This is a genomic window from Pseudoclavibacter soli DSM 23366 (assembly GCF_000423505.1).
In the GTDB taxonomy this organism is placed as follows: Bacteria; Actinomycetota; Actinomycetes; order Actinomycetales; family Microbacteriaceae; genus Pseudoclavibacter_A; species Pseudoclavibacter_A soli.
Map to the genome: position 1 here is coordinate 158,989 of NZ_KE384027.1, position 16,347 is coordinate 175,335.

At 66.1% G+C, this 16,347-nt stretch carries 14 protein-coding genes; 9 read left to right on the plus strand and 5 right to left on the minus strand.

What is annotated here, in order from left to right; all coding sequences use genetic code 11:
- Nucleotides 1–23 precede the first annotated feature (23 nt).
- From G557_RS12525 to G557_RS0108320, 6 genes are read left to right on the plus strand one after another with little or no spacing between them, the layout of a single operon-like run.
- Nucleotides 24–1,340 (plus strand): flavin-containing monooxygenase, encoded by a 1,317-nt coding sequence (locus G557_RS12525; protein WP_051224897.1) that lies wholly within the window; start codon nucleotides 24–26, stop codon nucleotides 1,338–1,340.
- Nucleotides 1,337–1,789, plus strand: a complete 453-nt coding sequence (locus tag G557_RS12530; RefSeq protein WP_036961952.1) for a RidA family protein — start codon at nucleotides 1,337–1,339, stop codon at nucleotides 1,787–1,789. Before G557_RS12525 ends, G557_RS12530 begins: the two co-directional genes overlap by 4 nt.
- Complete coding sequence (locus G557_RS0108305) at nucleotides 1,789–2,463, plus strand: DUF1028 domain-containing protein (protein WP_028245677.1); 675 nt, start codon at nucleotides 1,789–1,791, stop codon at nucleotides 2,461–2,463. The genes G557_RS12530 and G557_RS0108305 overlap by 1 nt, the downstream gene beginning before the upstream one ends.
- The gene (locus tag G557_RS0108310) at nucleotides 2,456–3,601 is read left to right on the plus strand and encodes a M20 family metallopeptidase (RefSeq protein WP_051224899.1); all 1,146 of its coding nucleotides are present in this window, start codon (nucleotides 2,456–2,458) and stop codon (nucleotides 3,599–3,601) included. The genes G557_RS0108305 and G557_RS0108310 overlap by 8 nt, the downstream gene beginning before the upstream one ends.
- Before the next feature lie 21 nt (nucleotides 3,602–3,622).
- Entirely contained in the window at nucleotides 3,623–5,119 is a 1,497-nt protein-coding gene (locus G557_RS0108315; RefSeq protein WP_028245679.1) for an aldehyde dehydrogenase, read from the plus strand.
- Nucleotides 5,120–5,133: 14 nt separating this feature from the next.
- On the plus strand, nucleotides 5,134–6,702 hold the full coding sequence (locus G557_RS0108320; protein WP_028245680.1) for a GMC family oxidoreductase: 1,569 nt from the start codon (nucleotides 5,134–5,136) through the stop codon (nucleotides 6,700–6,702).
- Nucleotides 6,703–6,794: 92 nt separating this feature from the next.
- On the opposite strand, the gene G557_RS0108325 is transcribed toward G557_RS0108320, so the two are convergent.
- Genes G557_RS0108325 through G557_RS0108340 form a run of 4 tightly spaced genes read right to left on the minus strand, consistent with a single transcriptional unit; the run spans nucleotide 6,795 to nucleotide 10,572 of the window.
- Nucleotides 6,795–7,913 (minus strand): tyramine oxidase subunit B, encoded by a 1,119-nt coding sequence (locus G557_RS0108325; RefSeq protein ID WP_028245681.1) that lies wholly within the window; start codon nucleotides 7,911–7,913, stop codon nucleotides 6,795–6,797.
- Complete coding sequence (locus tag G557_RS0108330) at nucleotides 7,910–8,677, minus strand: ABC transporter ATP-binding protein (protein ID WP_036961954.1); 768 nt, start codon at nucleotides 8,675–8,677, stop codon at nucleotides 7,910–7,912. The genes G557_RS0108325 and G557_RS0108330 overlap by 4 nt, the downstream gene beginning before the upstream one ends.
- Nucleotides 8,674–9,525: an ABC transporter permease gene (locus G557_RS12535; RefSeq protein ID WP_084627086.1), complete on the minus strand. Its 852-nt coding sequence runs from the start codon at nucleotides 9,523–9,525 to the stop codon at nucleotides 8,674–8,676. The genes G557_RS0108330 and G557_RS12535 overlap by 4 nt, the downstream gene beginning before the upstream one ends.
- 39 nt (nucleotides 9,526–9,564) lie before the next feature.
- The gene (locus tag G557_RS0108340; RefSeq protein WP_084627087.1) at nucleotides 9,565–10,572 is read right to left on the minus strand and encodes an aliphatic sulfonate ABC transporter substrate-binding protein; all 1,008 of its coding nucleotides are present in this window, start codon (nucleotides 10,570–10,572) and stop codon (nucleotides 9,565–9,567) included.
- Between the two features lie 323 nt (nucleotides 10,573–10,895).
- On the opposite strand from G557_RS0108340, the gene G557_RS0108345 reads away from it, so the two are divergent.
- Both G557_RS0108345 and solA read left to right on the plus strand, forming a co-directional pair.
- Nucleotides 10,896–12,533: an amidohydrolase gene (locus G557_RS0108345; protein ID WP_028245684.1), complete on the plus strand. Its 1,638-nt coding sequence runs from the start codon at nucleotides 10,896–10,898 to the stop codon at nucleotides 12,531–12,533.
- A gap of 56 nt (nucleotides 12,534–12,589) precedes the next feature.
- Nucleotides 12,590–13,729 (plus strand): N-methyl-L-tryptophan oxidase, encoded by a 1,140-nt coding sequence (solA, locus tag G557_RS0108350; protein ID WP_036961957.1) that lies wholly within the window; start codon nucleotides 12,590–12,592, stop codon nucleotides 13,727–13,729.
- Nucleotides 13,730–13,841: 112 nt separating this feature from the next.
- Here the strand turns inward: solA and G557_RS0108355 are convergent, their stop codons facing one another.
- Complete coding sequence (locus G557_RS0108355; RefSeq protein WP_028245686.1) at nucleotides 13,842–15,173, minus strand: CitMHS family transporter; 1,332 nt, start codon at nucleotides 15,171–15,173, stop codon at nucleotides 13,842–13,844.
- A 423-nt stretch (nucleotides 15,174–15,596) separates the two neighbouring features.
- Here G557_RS0108355 and G557_RS13470 point away from each other — a divergent pair, with 423 nt between their 5' ends.
- Nucleotides 15,597–16,091, plus strand: coding sequence for a hypothetical protein (locus tag G557_RS13470; protein ID WP_211220536.1), 495 nt, complete (start codon nucleotides 15,597–15,599; stop codon nucleotides 16,089–16,091).
- The last annotated feature ends 256 nt before the right edge of the window (nucleotides 16,092–16,347 follow it).

The following is a 16,347-nucleotide window of genomic DNA, read 5'->3' on the forward strand; positions in this document are numbered from 1 at the left end:
CGAGCCACGGGAACGGAGATGGAATGTCCAAGTACGAAGAGACCGAGGTGCTGGTGGTCGGTGGCGGCCAGGCCGGCGTCGCCATGAGTGAGCACTTGTCGGCCCGAGGAGTGCCGCACATCGTGCTCGAGCGCGGTCGCATCGCTGAGCGCTGGCGCTCAGAGCGCTGGGATTCATTGGTCACCAACGGCCCCGTCTGGCACGACCGCTTTCCGGGTCTGGAATTCATCGGCGACGATCCCGATGCCTTTGTGCCGAAAGAGCGCGTGGCGCAGTACTTCGAAGAGTACGCCCGCAAGATTGAGGCTCCCGTGCGCTGCGGCGTCGAGGTCACTTCAGTGACCAAAAACGAGGGCGAGCCCGGTTTCACTGCCGAGTACACGACAACGGATGGCCAGACCGGCTCGATCCGCACCCGCGCGGTGGTTGCCGCGACCGGTGCGTTCCAGCAGCCCGCCATTCCACCGATCGTGCCGACAGACTCACCCCTGCAGCAGATCCACAGCAGCCAGTACCGCAACCCCGAGCAGCTGCCGGCCGGCAACGTACTCGTGGTCGGCGCCGGCGCCTCGGGCGTGCAGATCGCCGACGAGCTGCAGCAGTCGGGCCGTCAGGTCTACCTCTCGGTGGGCCCGCACGACCGCCCACCGCGGCGCTACCGTGACCGTGACAACGTGTGGTGGTTGGGCGTGCTCGGCCTGTGGGGCAAGGCGACTCCACCCGAGGGAGCAGACCATGTGACCATCGTGGTCAGCGGAGCCAACGGCGGCCATACCGTCGACTTCCGAGACCTCGCGGCCAGCGGCATCACACTGGTGGGGCGCACAGCTGCGTTCGACGGCACGACCATGCGCTTCAATGAAGACCTCGCGACCAACATTGCCCGGGGCGACGCGAACTACTTGTCGGTGCTCGACGCCGCAGACGAGTACATCGAGCGCAACGGCCTCGACCTGCCCGAAGAGCCCCAGGCTCGCGTGCTGGGGCCGCTGCCCGAGTGCGCCGTGCACCAGATCACCGAGCTCGACCTGGCTCAGGCCGGGGTCACCTCGATCGTGTGGGCCACCGGGTTCCGGCTCGACTACAGCTGGCTGCATGCCGATGCATTCGACGACCGTGGCGTGCCGGTGCAGCAGCGCGGCGTCTCGAACGAGCCCGGGGTGTACTTCCTCGGGCTGCCCTGGCAGGCGAGTCGCGGGTCGAGCTTCATCTGGGGTGTCTGGCATGATGCCAAGTACGTGGCCGACCAGATTCAGATTCAGCGCAACTACCTGACCTATTCCTCGCCGGCTGAGCAGAGCGAGACCACCGACCATCTCGAGAAAGCGAGCGCACGATGACCGCGCACACCAGAATCCGCCCCTTCAACACCAAAGACACCTATCCCGAGCAGAACCTCGACAACGACCTCTGCCAGGCCGTGGTCGCCGGTGGTGTGGTCTACCTGCGAGGCCAGATCGGCCAAGATCTCGAGACCCGGGAAAACGTGGGAGTGGGCGATGCCGAAGCCCAAGCTGAGAAGGCGATGTCGAACATCGCGATGCTGCTCGACGAGGCTGGCAGCCGACTCGAAGATGTGGTGAAGGTCACCATCTACCTTGTCGACATTCGTTACCGCGAAGAGGTCTATCGCGTGGTCGGTCGTTGGCTCAAGGGTGTGTTCCCGGTGTCGACCGGCATTGTGATCTCGGCGCTGGCCCGCCCCGAGTGGTTGGTCGAGATCGACGCGACCGCGGTGATCAGCGACCCCGAAACCGGCCAGGCGCCGGTGGCGAAGGCGGGCGCCTGATGACGTTCTCGCTCGCCGCACACGATGCCGCCACGGGCCGGTTCGGGCTGGTGCTCAGCTCGTCGAGCCCTGCGGTCGCCGCACGCTGCGTAAACCTGCGCGCCGGAGTCGGTGCGGTCTCGTCGCAGAACGTCACCAACCCCGGGCTCGGCCCCATCGGGCTCGATCTGCTGGCCGAGGGGCTGACTCCTGAAGATGTGGTCGCTCGCCTGGGTGAGTACGACCCGTACCTCGAATATCGTCAGGTCACCGTGCTGGATGCGCACGGCCGTTCTGCTGTGTTCAACGGCTCCGGCACGCTCGGCGTTCACGCCTTCGCGCAGGGTGAGGGCGCGGTGGCCGCTGGCAATATGCTCGCCGACCCCGGTGTGCCACAGGCCATGATCGACGGCTACCTGGCCAGCGACGCGCAGGAGTTCGAGCAGCGCCTGCTCGACGGCATTGCCGCCGGGCTGGCGTTGGGCGGCGAGGCCGGGCCCGTGCGCTCGGCCGGTTTGGCCGTCGTCGACGACCGGCCGTGGCGGCTGACCGATCTGCGAGTGGATGACGCCGACGCACCTTTGACCGAGCTGCAGCGACTGCTCGACCTGTGGCTGCCGCAGCGCGACCAGTACGCCCTGCGCGCAGTGCTGCCGGCTGATGCCCCGAGCTATGGCGTGCCCGGCGATGAGTGAGTCACCGCAGCAGCGCGTGCGTGCGGTCGTCAACGACCGTGCCGAAGAGCTCATCGCCGTGCGCGACGAGCTCTTCGCGCATCCTGAAACCAAATGGGAAGAGCATGCCAGCGCTGCGCTGCTCAGCGGGGCGCTGGAAGGCGCCGGGTTCACGGTCACTCGTGGCGTGGCCGACCTGCCGACCGCGTTCGTGGGCACGTATGGCACTGGCGCGCGCCGCGTAGGCATCGTGCTGGAGTACGATGCCCTGCCGGGGCTCGGCCAGGCCTGCGGCCACAACATCATCGCCGCGGCCGGCCTCGGTGCGGCGCTGGCCCTCGCTGCGATCGCCGATGAACTCGGCATCACGGTGGTGGCCATCGGCACGCCCGCCGAGGAGGGCGGCGGCGGAAAGATCCTGATGCTCGAGGCTGGGGTGTTCGACGGCCTCGACTTCGCGATGATGGTGCACCCCGGCCCGGCTGATCGAGCGTGGGCTCGCCCGCTGGCAGTCGCGCACCTCGACGTGCGCTTCACCGGCCGTGGCTCGCATGCCGCCGCCTACCCCGAGGCCGGCGTCAATGCCAGCGACGCGATGGTGATCGCACAGGTCGCCATCGGCCTGCTGCGGCAGCAGCTGCCGGCCGGCACGAGAGTGCACGGTATCGTGAGCCAGGCCGGTACCGCACCAAACGCCATCCCCGAGACCGCAGCAGGGCACTGGTACGTTCGCGCCCAGACGCTGGAGCAGCTCGACGAACTCTTCGATCGAGTGATTCACTGCTTCGAGGCGGGGGCGCTGGCCACCGGATGCTCGTTCGCGTATGAAGAGACCAGCCCGCGCTACAGCGAATTCCGCAACGATCCGGCCCTGCTGAAGCGCTTCGCGGCCAACGCCGCTGAACTGGGAAGAGACATGGACGTCGAGGAGCGTCTGCCCGGCGGCATGAACACCGCCTCGACCGATATGGGCAATGTCTCCCGCGTGGTGCGGGCCATCCACCCCTACCTCGGCATCGACTCGCTGCCGGCGGTGAACCATCAGGCGGAGTTCGCCGATGCCACCATGACCGATGCTGGTCGACAAGCCGTGCTCGATGGTGCGTTGCTCATGGCGCTCACCGTCGTGGATGAATGTCTGGCGACCCCAGCCTCCTGACCGACTGAGAAAGGCCCGAAGATGACCGACACCCGAACCCTGCGTGAGCGAGCCGCAGCGCTGCAGCCGCGCACCGAGCTCTACATCGACGGCGCATTCGTGCCAGCGGCAGACGGCCGCACCTTCGAGACCCGAGACCCCGGCACCGGGCGGGTCATCGCCGAGATCGCCCGAGGCGGGCAGGCCGACATCGATCGCGCTGTGGTCGCCGCCCGGCGAGCCTTCGACAGCGGTGCATGGAGCGACGCCACCCCACGTGAGCGCCGCGCTGTGCTGCTCGCACTGGCCGATCTCATCGAGGCCAATGGCGAAGAGCTCGCCCTGCTCGAGAGCCTCGACGGCGGCAAGCTCTACAGCCAGACCAGCACCGAAGACATTCCGGGCACGGCGGCGATCTTCCGCTGGTACGCCGAGGCGCTCGACAAGGTCTACGGAGAGGTCGCCCCCACCGGAGGCGACGACCTGGCCATCGTGACTCGTGAGCCGCTCGGCGTCGTCGGCGCGGTCATCCCGTGGAACTACCCGCTCGAGATGGCCTCGTGGAAGCTCGCCCCCGCGCTCGCGGCCGGCAACAGCGTGGTGCTGAAGCCTGCGGAAGAAACCCCGTTGACCGCGCTGCGTCTGGCCGAGCTGGCCACCGAGGCCGGTCTGCCGCAGGGTGTGCTCAACGTAGTGACGGGCTACGGCGTCGAGGCCGGGCAGGCACTCGGTCGACACCCCGACGTCGACAGCATCGCGTTCACCGGCTCGACCGGGGTGGGGCGCATGTTCCTCGAATACGCCGGCCAGTCGAACATGAAGCAGGTGTGGCTCGAGTGCGGTGGCAAGAGCGCCAACTTGATCTTCGACGACGTGGCCGATCTCGACACGGCGATCGACTTCGCTGCGCAGGGCATCTTCTCACTCAGCGGCCAGGTGTGCTCGGCCAATTCGCGTCTGCTGGTGCAGCGCTCGGTCTACGACCGCGTGGTCGAGGGCGTGGTGGCCCGCGCCAAGGCGCTGCGGGTCGGCGACCAGTTCGACGAGCAGGCCGAGATGGGGCCGCTCGTTTCGGCCACGCAGCTCGGCCGAGTGTCGAAGTACGTCGAGACCGGCCGCACCGAGGCCACGCTGGCCGCGGGTGGCACGCGACCGGATGCGCTGGCCACGGAGCTGGCCGAGGGCAGCTTTCTGCAGCCCACCGTGTTCACCGGGGTCGACCCCGAGGCGACGATCGCCGTCGAGGAGATCTTCGGCCCAGTGCTCGCGATCATCCCCTTCGACACTGAGGAGGAGGCCATCGCCCTGGCGAATGCGAGCGAGTACGGACTCGCCGCATCGGTCTGGACCGACAGTCTGCGTCGTGCCCGCCGGGTGAGTCGGCGCCTGCAGGCAGGCACCGTCTCGGTCAACACCGTCGACGCGCTCGATGTGACCGTGCCGTTCGGTGGCGTGCGCCAGTCGGGCTTCGGCCGCGATCTCTCGCTGCACGCCCTCGACAAATTCACCTCGCTGAAGACCACCTGGTTCGCCAGCTGATTGAAAGGACCGCCATGACCGCCGCGCACACCGAACTCGCCACTGACTACCTGGTGATCGGGGGTGGCACTGCGGGTTGCATCGTGGCGGCCCGACTGGCCGACGCCCCCGGGCATCCTCACGTCACGGTCGTTGAGTGGGGGCCCGACGATGCGTTCGAACCGCGCGCGCAGGCCATCCGCCGGTGGGATGAGATGGTTGAGAGCGAGTATGCCGTGCAGCATCACACGGTGCCGCAGCAGCGCGGCAACAGTGGCATCGACCATACCCGGCTGCATATTCTCGGTGGATGCTCGACGGCCAACACGATGATCTCATGGGTGCCTTTTCGCGGTGACCTGCAAGAGTGGGAGCGGCGTGGCGCCACCGGTTGGGGCCCCGACGAGCTGTTGCCGTATGCGTCGCGCCTGCGCACGCGCATCTCGGTGATTCCACCGGCTGACCAGAATCCGCGGCTGTCGCGCATGGTCGATGCCGCCGCTGCGGGGCTCGATGTGCCACGGGTGGTGGAGTGGAACGATCACGACTATCAGCCGGGCGCGGGGTTCTTCGAGATCGGCTACATCCCCGAGACGAACCAGCGTTCCAGTGCCTCGAATGCCTATCGCGATCTGCTCACGAGGGCCCAGCTGCGCGGCAATCTGCGTCTGTTGACCGGGCAACGCGCGCGGCGCATCCTGCTCGACGGGGACCGTGCGATCGGTGCCGAAATCATCGACGCGACCGGCACCGTGACCGTCGTGCGCGCCGCACGTGAGACGGTGGTGTGCGCCGGAGCCTACGAGACCCCGAAGCTGCTGATGCTCTCGGGCATCGGCCCCAGCGATGTACTCGCCGAGGCCGGTGTGCCGGTGACGGTCGATCTGCCCGGGGTCGGCGAGAATCTGCAGGATCATGCCGAGGGCATCGTGGTGTGGGAGGTCACCGGGCCGGTGGAGCCAGCTAACGCCACGGGCTGGGATGCTGGATACCTCTACGGCGACGCTCATGCAGGTGACCCAGAATATGGCGACCTCGACCCGGTGCCGGTGGTGGCCAGTCACCTGCCGCAGGTGCCCTGGGTTGAGCAGGTACTGCGGGCCGGCGTCGAACTGCCCGAGCACATCGCTGCCGTGGCGCCGAACGTGGCGCGCCCGCACAGTCGAGGCCGGCTGTGGATCACCGGCTGCGACTTGGATGATGAGTTGGCGATTGACTACCGCTACTTCACCGATGAGGGTGGCCGTGATGAAGCGGCGCTCGTGCTGGGTGTGCGCAACGCGCGACGGCTGGCGGAGCAGCAGCCCTTTGCCGCCGAGGTGGTGCGCGAGGTGTTTCCGGGTGAGCAGGTGCGCACTGATGAGGCGATTTCAGCTGCCGAGCGCGCGGTGCACCAGACGGTCTACCATCCCTGCGGCACCTGCCGCATCGGCGCCGATGACGATCGACTGAGCGTGCTCGACCTCCAGCTGCAGGTGCGTGGCGTGCGCGGGTTGCGCGTGGCCGATGCCTCGGCGTTTCCCACCATCACGTCGATCAACCCGGTGATCACCATCATGATGCTGGCTGAGCGCGCTGCGGATCTGATCCTGGCTGAGAGCTGAGGGTCGCGGGAACGCTCTGCGCACGAAGTTGCGGTGCTCCAGGGCGGGCAAACGTGCACAGGCCTAGGCGAGGGCGGCGAGTGCTGTGCAGATCAGCGCAGCGCGGGTGACTCCCACACCGGCAGCTCTACACCGATGCCAGCGGCGGTGGCCCGGTCAAAGAGTTCGGTGGCCCAGCCGACGTCTTCGACGGGCAGGCCGCCCGTGCCGAAGAAGATGATCTCATCGTCATCGCGGCGGCCGGCATGTGCTCCGGTGAGCACGTCGGCCAGCGCCACTGGGGTGGCCGAGGACGCATCGGCGGCATGACGCTCGGCCAGCTGCACGCCGAACAGCCCGCGAATCGACTCACGCGGCGGCGGCACCTCGAGCATCCACTGGTCATACAGTCGGATGCTGTCGACGACCGTCGTCTGCCGCCAGGCATCGTCATCGAGTGCGATGTCGGCCGGTAGACACACCAGCGCGCCGGGCTTCAGATCGGCGGTGGCGATGGCGGGTGGCTCGTCGCTCGAGATGGCGATGCTCACGATGTCGGCATCGGCCAGGGCTTCAGCAGTGGATGCCGCGGTCACGATTTCGGGCAGGTGGTCGATGCGCTCGACAAGAGCTTGTGCGAAGTGGTCGATGCCGGCTTGAGAACGGCCGACGACCGTGATGCGCTCGATGCCGGGTCGAGCGACCAGATATGCCTCGACGGCCGCGATGTTGATGGCGCCGGGGCCAACGACGGCGAGCACGCGGGCATCCTCACGAGCCAATGCGCGAGCGCCGACACCCAGCACACCGGCGGTGCGGTAGGCACTGATCAGGTTGCCCGACATGATGCACACCGGGGCGCCGGTGTCTTTGTCGTGCAGCGCGATCATGTGAATTGAGCGAGGCAGGCCCTTGCCACGGTTGTCGACGTTGGAGGCGTACCACTTAAGGCCGAGCATGTCGAAGCGGCCACCCAGGTAGGCGGGCATGGCGGCGAATCGTCGGTCGGGGCCGTTGAGCGGCATGTTCGCGAACGGGCTGCTGTCGGGGAAGCCCATCTCGAGGCCATGCGACTCGCCGAGTTCGCCGGCCATCACGTAGTCGCCCGAGGCGAGCAGTGCGAATACCTCTTCGAGGGTGCTCATGCAGGCCGCCATGTCGAGGGCGCCGCAGCGAATCAGCGCTGGTTCGTCGAGATAGCGAAACCCGACGGCGCCGGTTGCCCGGCTCACTCGAACTCGCTGAGAATGTCGGCGTACAGGTCGCGGAAGTGATCGCTGATCAGCACCTCTTTGCCACGGGGGCGCGGCAGGTCGACGGGCACTTCACGCTTAATGGTGCCGGGCCGGTTGCTCATGATCACCACGCGGTCAGAGGTGTAGACCGCCTCTTCGATGTCGTGGGTGATGAGCATGACGGTGAGCTTGTGCTGCTCCCAGACGCGGGTCAGCAGCTCTTGCATGCTGCGACGGGTCAGCGCATCGAGGGCGCCGAAGGGCTCGTCCATCAGCAGCACGCGCGGCTTGTACGAGAGTGATCGGGCGAGTGCCACGCGCTGCTGCATGCCCCCGGAGAGCTGGTTGGGGAACTTGTCGCCGAAGCCGTCGAGACCGACCAGGTGGAGGTACTCCGCAGTGATTTCGCGGGCGTCGGCCTTCGAGAGGTCGGGCTCGCCCTTCAGCGCGAACATCACGTTGTCGGTGACGGTCAGCCAGGGCAGCAGGGTAGCGCTCTGAAAGACGACACCGCGGTCGCGGCCGGGGCCGACGATCTCGCCGCCGCCGACGGTCACCACACCTGAGGTGCTCGGCTCAAGGCCAGCGATGATCGACAGCAGAGTCGACTTGCCGCAGCCAGACTGCCCCACGATCGAGACGAACTCGTTGTCATGCAGGGTGAGTGAGACGTCTTGCAGGGCGGTCACGTCTCCGAACTGCTTGGTCACGTTCTCGACGCGCACCACATCGGTGGTGGCGAGTGGAGTGGAGGTGTTCATGAGCGTCCTTTCAGATAGCGGAACATGCGGCGTCCGGCGCCACGCATGATCTGGTCGAAGACCAGACCGAGCACGCCCAGCACGATGACGTAGCCGATAATGGTGTCGGTGGCCAAAAAGCGCTGTGCCTGCGTGATGCGGTAGCCCATGCCGCTGGTCGCGGCGACGAGCTCGGCGACCACGAGCCAGGTCCAGGCCCAGCCGAGGCAGATGCGCAGGGTATCCCAGATGCGCGGCATCGAAGCCGGAAGCACGATGCGAATGAGAATCTGGAGCCGGGACATGCCGAGGGTCGCGCCCAGGTTCTGGTATGAGCGGGGCACCTGCCGCACGGCGTCGGCGACCATGAGCACCTCTTGGAAGAAGGTGCCCAGCCAGATGATGAAGAACTTCTGCAGGTCGTCGGTGCCCATCCAGAGGATGGTCAGCGGCACGAACGCCACGACCGGCATGTAGCGAATGAAGTCGACGAACGGCTCGATGGCCGCCTCGAAGCGGGGGTCGGAGCCAGCCAGCACGCCCAAGGGGAGGGCGATGACACTGGCCAGCAGGTAGCCGACCATCACGCGGTAGATGCTCACCGACATGTCATCCCACAGCTGGCCGTCCTGCACAGCCTCGACGAGGGTGTCGAGAACGGCCAGCGGTGAGGGGAGGAACATCTCTTTGACCAGACCGAGCCCCGTGATCAGGGACCACACGATCAGCACGGCAACGAACGAGCCGATGGCGATGCCGATGTACTTGAAGCGGCCGATGGGTGCGGGCAGCACGTTGCGGAATTTGCGCGCGCTGCTGCGCTGGCGGCCGGTGGTCGCCTCGTCACCGTTGCGAGTGATCGATGTCATGATCCCGAGTCCTCTCTGAACAGGGTCTGGTCTGGGTGATTACTTGACGAACTGCGTGTCGACCACGTCGTTCAGGTCGAGTTTTTCGGTGAGGATGCCGGCGCTGAGGGCCGACTCCTGCACGCTGGGCAGCACGTTGGTGAGGTAGTCGCCGCCGAGCTCGGTCTTGTTGTCGTCGAGGCTGAAGAACTTGACTCCGTCAAACGCGGTCTTCAGATCTTCTGCTGACGAGCCGACATTCTTCGCGATGATCTCCTGCGCCTCGTCAGTGTTCGAGTTGTAGAAGTCGACCGCGGGGCCCCAGGCTTGGATGGCCTTGCGCACGGCTTCAGGCTTCTCTTCCAGAGCCTTCTTCGAGACGAACAGCACGTCAGAGATCAGGCCCTCCTGCTCATCTGCGGTGTACAGCTTCTTGATCGACGAGTCTTGGGCCAGCGAATCGGTGATGTACGGCTCGTAGGTGACCGCAGCATCCACCCGGCCGGAGGCCAGTGCGACCGCAGCGTCGGAGGGATCCATCGGCACCGACTCGATGTCGTCGATCGACATGCCGTTGGCGCTCAGCGCGTGATCGAGCAGCAGGTTGCTCACCGAACCCTCTTCATAGGCGACCTTCTTGCCCTTGAGGTCAGAGATGGAGTTGACGTTGGGGCCGGCCAGCACAGCATCGGCGGTCAGCGAGGTGTCGAGCAGCAGGGCGATGTAACCCTCCTGGCCATTCTCCAGCCACTGCAATGCGGTGTGCGATGCCGCGTTGGCGATGTCGACCTCGCCCGAGCCGAGGGCTGCGGTCATCTGCGAGTCGTCGTCGAAGCTGGTGATCTTGGCGTCAACGCCCTGGTCTTCGAAGTAGCCGTTCTCTTCGGCGATGTACCACGGGCCGTAGCCGAGCCAGGGCTGCGTGGCGATCGAGATGGTGTCGCTGTCAGCTGAAGAGCTGCTGGAGTCGCTCGAGCTGCAGCCGACGAGGCTGGCCGCGACCGCAGCGATCAGAACAGTCGAGGCAATGGCGAGGCGCCGGGGTCGGCGAGATGCTTTGGTGATCAAGGGGGCTCCTTCGGTTGCGTGGGGCGTTTCACACGAGGTGACGGTGCGCCTGGTGAGTCAAGATTCGGCCGCCGAGAGGTGCCTATGCAAATGTTGATCCGTTGCTCATGACATCAAAATAATTGATATAAGTCATTTGTAATAACGAAGAAATGAATATGTAACATCGTTGCAACTTAACCGGCCGAACGTCGCCTGAAACGTCTCGGCGGCGTTTACAGAACCGTCACATCTGGATTCGGCATGCGCTTCGTGCCCGCTGGTGATTTGCTTTCAGCCCCGTGCAACCCGCTGAATGAGTACAGCACCTGAGGAGGCAGCACATGAGCACATCGGCAGCGTTCACCATCACCGACGCCAGTATTTACCTGGGAGACGGGCAGTGGACGCTCGGCGATCTGCAGGTGCGCGATGGTCGCGTCGCCGCGATCGGTTCGAGTCTCGGCGACGACGGGTCGACCCGAATCGCCGCCGCGGGGGCCAGCCTGCTGCCGGGGTTTCAAGATGCGCACGTGCACCCCGAGCATGGCGGCGCAGGCCTCTTGGGGGTCGACCTCGCCACAGTGCACGACGTGGCCGCCTACCAGCGGCTGTTGGCCGAGTACGCGAGTGCGCATCCTGACGAATCGGTGATCTCGGGATACGGCTGGTACGGCGACCTATTCGAATCGGGCATGCCCCAGGCCGCGGTGCTCGACGAGGTGATCGCCGACCGCCCGGTGGTGATCAACGGGCATGACGGTCACAGCATGTGGTGCAACACGGCGGCCCTGCGTGCAGCCGGCATTTCGGCGACCACCCCTGACCCGTACGGCGGTCGCATTGTGCGTGACGCCGACGGTCAGCCGACCGGTACACTGCTCGACGCCGCGATGGATCTGGTGGTGCGACTTCGTCCGGCCAAATCGCAGGCGGTGGTCAAGGATGCCCTGCTCGCGGCCCAGCAGCGGCTCGCCTCAGTGGGGGTCACTGCGTGGGCAGATGCGATGGTCGGCGTCTCAGAGCTCGGCCCCGACCCGTTCAACGCGTATCGAGAACTCGAGCAGGAGGGGCTGCTGCACGCGCATGTGTCGCTCGGACTCTGGTGGGATCGCGCTCGCGGGCTGGAGCAGATCGACGAGTTCGTGGAGCGCCGCGCTCAGCTGGCCGACCACCGGCTGCTGCGCGCCGGCACGATCAAGATCATGCAAGACGGCATGGTCGAGAACCACACGGCCTCGATGCTCGAGCCCTATGCCGATGCCGGCGATGCCGGTCAGGGCGCCTCGTTTATTGCCCCCGATGAGCTCGATGAGATCTCGCGACGATTGGATGCCCTCGGCTTCGATATTCACTACCACGCCTGCGGTGACCGTGCGGTGCGCGAGTGCCTCGACGCAGTGGGTGCGGTGCGCGCTGCGGGCGGAGGCGCTGGGCGGCGCCACCAGATCGCCCATCTCGACGTCGTCAGTCGCACCGATCTGCCTCGTTTCGCCGAGCTCGACGTGAGTGCGAACATCCAGATGCTCTGGGCGCGCCGAGACAAAGAGATGATCGAGCGCAAGCTGCCGCAGCTGGGAGCCGCTCGAGAACTCGATCAGTTTCCATTCGCCTCGCTGCGACGTGCCGGTGCACGTCTGGCCGCCGGCAGCGACTGGCCGGTCAGTGATCCCAATCCGCTGTGGGCCATCCATACCGGCATGCTGCGCACGGCGCCGAGTGCCGATGTGCACGCTATTGGCGACGAGGCGCTCACGCACCCGCTCGAACGGCAGGAGGGGCTCGACTTCACCGACGCACTCGACGCGTATCTCACTGGTGCCGCCTATGTGAACCGGCTTGATGAGCGCGGGCGCATCACGGTTGGCGCGCCCGCCGATCTGGTGCTGTTCGACGCCGATCTGCGGCAGACGCCCGACTTGTCGCAGGTGGCCGTGCGGCGCACCTACGTTGACGGCGTCGAGGTGTATCAAGCCGACTGAGCCGGTCGGATGCGCCAGTCGCGCGTTGCGACCGGCTGAGAGCAGAAGGAGAGAACATGCATGCAGATGTTGCAGTGGTGGGGCTCGGCACGGTGGGTGCGCTCACCTTGGCCGAGCTGAGCCGACAGCCCGACCTCACGGTCGTGGGTATTGAGCAGTTCGGGCCGGTGCACGCGCATGGGTCGTTCACGGGAGAGTCGCGGGTCTTCCGCACCGCCGTGCATGAGGGCGATCGATATGTGCCTGCGCTGTTGCAGGCACGTCGGCTCTGGAAGCAGTTGGGCGCCGAGGTCGGGCGTCAGCTGCTGCTTGAGACGGGCGTGCTCTCGATCGGGCCCCAGGGGTCGGATGCGATCGAGACGACTCGTCGCGAAGCCGCAGGATTCGATCTGCCGCATGAGGCGCTCTCTCACGATGAGCTCGCCGAGCGATTCCCCCAGCATGACCTAGACCCCGATGACGTCGGTTTCGTCGACCTGCTGGGCGGCGGGCTGCGTCCTGAGCTGACGGTGCTCAGCGGGCTCGAAATCGCCCAAGCCCATGGGGCGCAGCTGCTCACCCGCTCGCCGGTGCTCGCGATCGAACATCGTGCCGACGGGGTGGCGATCGTGATGGGTGAGGAGACGGTCATCGCCGACCGCGTCGTGGTCTGTACAGGTGCCTGGTCGGGCGAGCTGCTGGGTGAGCTCGACGGCATGATCCGTGTGACTCCGCTGGCGTTGACCTGGTTCGCACCTCATCACATTGAGCAGTTCTCGCCCGAGCGGTTCCCGGTGTTTCTGCGCGATCGCGGCAATGAGCACCTGTTCGGCGTGCCCACCCTCGACGGGTTCAGCATCAAAGCGAGCGCCGGAGACCTCTGGGGAGACTTCGCGCGGGTGGCCGATGCGCCCACTGAGGTCGACCTGCCCTCGTTGGAGCGCATCGCGAAGGCGGCGGCGTGGTTCATGCCCGACCTCAACCCCGAGCCCGTGCGCGCGAGTATGCACTTCGACGGCTACGCGAGTGACCGGGTACCGATCATCGACGCGTCAGCTGACGGGCGCATGGTGATCGTGGCCGGACTCTCCGGGCACGGGTTCAAGTTCGCCCCGCTGTTTGCGCAGTGGGCAGCACAGCTGAGTCTGGGTGACGAGCCCGAACTCTATGACGCCGCGACGTATGCGCTGGCGGCGCACCGCAAGTTGGAGTTGTAGCTTTTGTGCGTCGTTCTCGCAGCGCTGGGCCGAGAATGACGCCGTTTTCGACGCAGAACTCAGGCGGCGCTGATGGTGCGGACTTTGCGCTGGGGCGGCGCCGCGCCCGCCCCTACCCCCAGGGAATCACGCCGACCACGATGCCCACCGCGAGCATCACGAGCGACACCACGGCGGCGCGCCACAGCACCTTGCGGTGGTGGTCGCCGAGGTCGACCTTGGCCAGCGTCACCAGCAGCAGAATGGCCGGCACCAGCGGCGACTGCAGGTGAAACGGCTGCCCGATGATCGAGGCCCGCGCCATCTCGACCGGCTCGATGCCGAACCCCTGTGCGCTCTGGGCGAGCACCGGCAGCATGCCGTAGTAGAAGGCGTCATTGCTGATGAAGAAGGTCATCGGGATGCTCAGCACACCGGTGATCACGGCAAGGTACGGACCCATCGACGCTGGGATGACCGACACCAGCCACGACGACATCGCATCGACCATGCCGGTGCCGTCGAGCACACCGATGAGCACTGCAGCGGCCATCACCATCGACACCACGGCGAGCACGCTCGAGGCATGGGCGGTCAGCTGCTTGAGTTGTGCGGCAGGTCGCGGGAAGTTCACGATCAGCGCCAGCGCCGTGCCGAGCATGAACACGTAGTACAGCGGCAGCACGTCGACGACCAGCAGCACCAGCACCACGACGGTGAGCACCGCGTTGAACCAGAAGAGACGTGGGCGCAGGGTTTCGCGCTGCGGATCGAGCATCCCTGAGACGAGGCTGTCTTGCGAGACCGTGGTGAGCACGCTGGTGTTGACCGACGGCTCACCGCCGCCCACCTTGGTAAGGCGGCGCCGCTCGAGCACGCCGAGATGCCAGGCGAACGCCAGCATCACGACCAGGCCTGCGCCGAGTGAGGGCAGCATCGGCACGAACACGTCGGTGGCGCTGACCTGCAGCGCGGCGGCGGCGCGCACGGTCGGCCCGCCCCACGGGATGATGTTCATGGTGCCGTTGGCCAGGCCCGCCACGCAAGTGAGCACCACGGGGCTCAGCCCCATCTTCAGGTAGATCGGCAGCAGTGCCGAGGTCACCACGATGAACGTGGTGGAGCCGTCGCCGTCGAGTGAGACGACTGTGGCGAGCACGGCGGTGCCGACCACGATCTTCACCGGATCGGTGCCGCACACCCTGGTGATGCCGCGCACCAGCGGGTCGAACAGCCCCACGTCGAGCATGGTGCCGAAGTAGACGATCGCGAAGCTCAGCAGGGCCATGGTCGGCGCGAGGCTCTTCAGCGCCGGGGTGATCGCATCGCCCAGGCCCCAGCCGATGCCGGTGAACAGCGCGAAGACAGTCGGCACGGTGATCAGGGCGACCGCCGGCGACAGGCGCTTGGTCATGATGAGCACCATGAACACCAGCACCATGCCGAATCCGAGTATGACGAGCATTGTGACTCCTTTGTCAGTGCGTCTCAGCCAGAGGCGCGCCTCGCCCCAGGGGGGAAGAATGGGGCGAGACACGCCCGGCAACGGTACGACTGGCTTGTGTGTCCGCGCGCGATTGCGCGCATTGCTGCGGGAATGCCGCGATAAACCGATTGTGTGCATTGTGTGCATGGGGTGGACAGGCGCTCTCGGGGTGCGGGGAGGGGCAGGCGCTCTCGGGGGCGATGTGCGGTGGGGGTGAAAAGGTCCGGTGGGGGTGACGCAGCCTCACCCCTGCCGCACATTCGCCGCATTCTTCACCCCTGCCGCGCGTCGCGTGAAGACATGAGCGCGCTGCTACGATTTGCCCCTATGAGCTGTCGCGCCTGGGGAGACGAAAGCGTACGCAGAGACTCTGAGTCAGGAGCGTATCGCTACCTGATCGGCGTGTTCATTCAAGACGAGTATTCAAGTGACATCGCCGAGAGGCTCAGAGCGGTGAAGCCTTCCGCCCTGCCGAAACTGCACTGGCGCGATCTTCGCTCAGCCGAGAGGGAGAGGTCTATTGAAGCCATTGCCCGCCTGCGCTCCATGCAGCTCGTGCTCGTCACCACGCCGCTGGAGCACGTTGCTGAAGAAAGAGCGCGCCGGAAGTGCCTGGCGGCGCTGTTTCGTGAGCTTGACGGGTATGACGGGCTCGATCGGCTCATTCTGGAATCCCGAACTGCGCAGCAGGACAAGCGAGACAGAGCACTCTTCTTGAGATATCGGCAGAGGACAAAGAAAGGCGGCTTTGACATCGAACATCGGTCGGGGCAGGATGCGCCGGAACTCTGGGTGCCTGATCAGGTGCTGGGTGCTTACGGTGACCACCTGCGTGGTCGTGATGATCACTGGTCTGCCCTTCGTGACCAGACGATCGTGACCGAGATCGAGATCTGACCCCCGGCAGCGCGAAAGCCGGGCCCTATGCATCACAGGGCGTCCGGCTTTCACTTCTGGATCCCCTCGGGGCCAGCGTGAGATTAAGTATGCGTCTCCGCTTCCAGCCCTGTCAATCCTGCGTAGCCTGCCGCACATTCCACGCATTCTTCACCCCTGCCGCGCATCGCGGCGGCGCCTGCCGACGCACGCCCCAATGCGCTCCAGATGGGTATGCTGGTGCGCACCCGCTCCACGAGCCCCCGATCGAAAAGGA

Excerpts from the sequence above, each read along its gene's own strand:
- G557_RS12530 (WP_036961952.1), top strand. The coding sequence starts at position 1,337 with ATGACCGCGCACACCAGAATCCGCCCCTTCAACACCAAAGACACCTAT.
- G557_RS12535 (WP_084627086.1), bottom strand. The coding sequence starts at position 9,525 with ATGACATCGATCACTCGCAACGGTGACGAGGCGACCACCGGCCGCCAG.
- G557_RS12525 (WP_051224897.1), top strand. The coding sequence starts at position 24 with ATGTCCAAGTACGAAGAGACCGAGGTGCTGGTGGTCGGTGGCGGCCAG.
- G557_RS0108330 (WP_036961954.1), bottom strand. The coding sequence starts at position 8,677 with ATGAACACCTCCACTCCACTCGCCACCACCGATGTGGTGCGCGTCGAG.
- G557_RS0108315 (WP_028245679.1), top strand. The coding sequence starts at position 3,623 with ATGACCGACACCCGAACCCTGCGTGAGCGAGCCGCAGCGCTGCAGCCG.
- G557_RS0108310 (WP_051224899.1), top strand. The coding sequence starts at position 2,456 with ATGAGTGAGTCACCGCAGCAGCGCGTGCGTGCGGTCGTCAACGACCGT.
- solA (WP_036961957.1), top strand. The coding sequence starts at position 12,590 with ATGCATGCAGATGTTGCAGTGGTGGGGCTCGGCACGGTGGGTGCGCTC.
- G557_RS0108345 (WP_028245684.1), top strand. The coding sequence starts at position 10,896 with ATGAGCACATCGGCAGCGTTCACCATCACCGACGCCAGTATTTACCTG.
- G557_RS0108320 (WP_028245680.1), top strand. The coding sequence starts at position 5,134 with ATGACCGCCGCGCACACCGAACTCGCCACTGACTACCTGGTGATCGGG.
- G557_RS0108305 (WP_028245677.1), top strand. The coding sequence starts at position 1,789 with ATGACGTTCTCGCTCGCCGCACACGATGCCGCCACGGGCCGGTTCGGG.
- G557_RS0108355 (WP_028245686.1), bottom strand. The coding sequence starts at position 15,173 with ATGCTCGTCATACTCGGATTCGGCATGGTGCTGGTGTTCATGGTGCTC.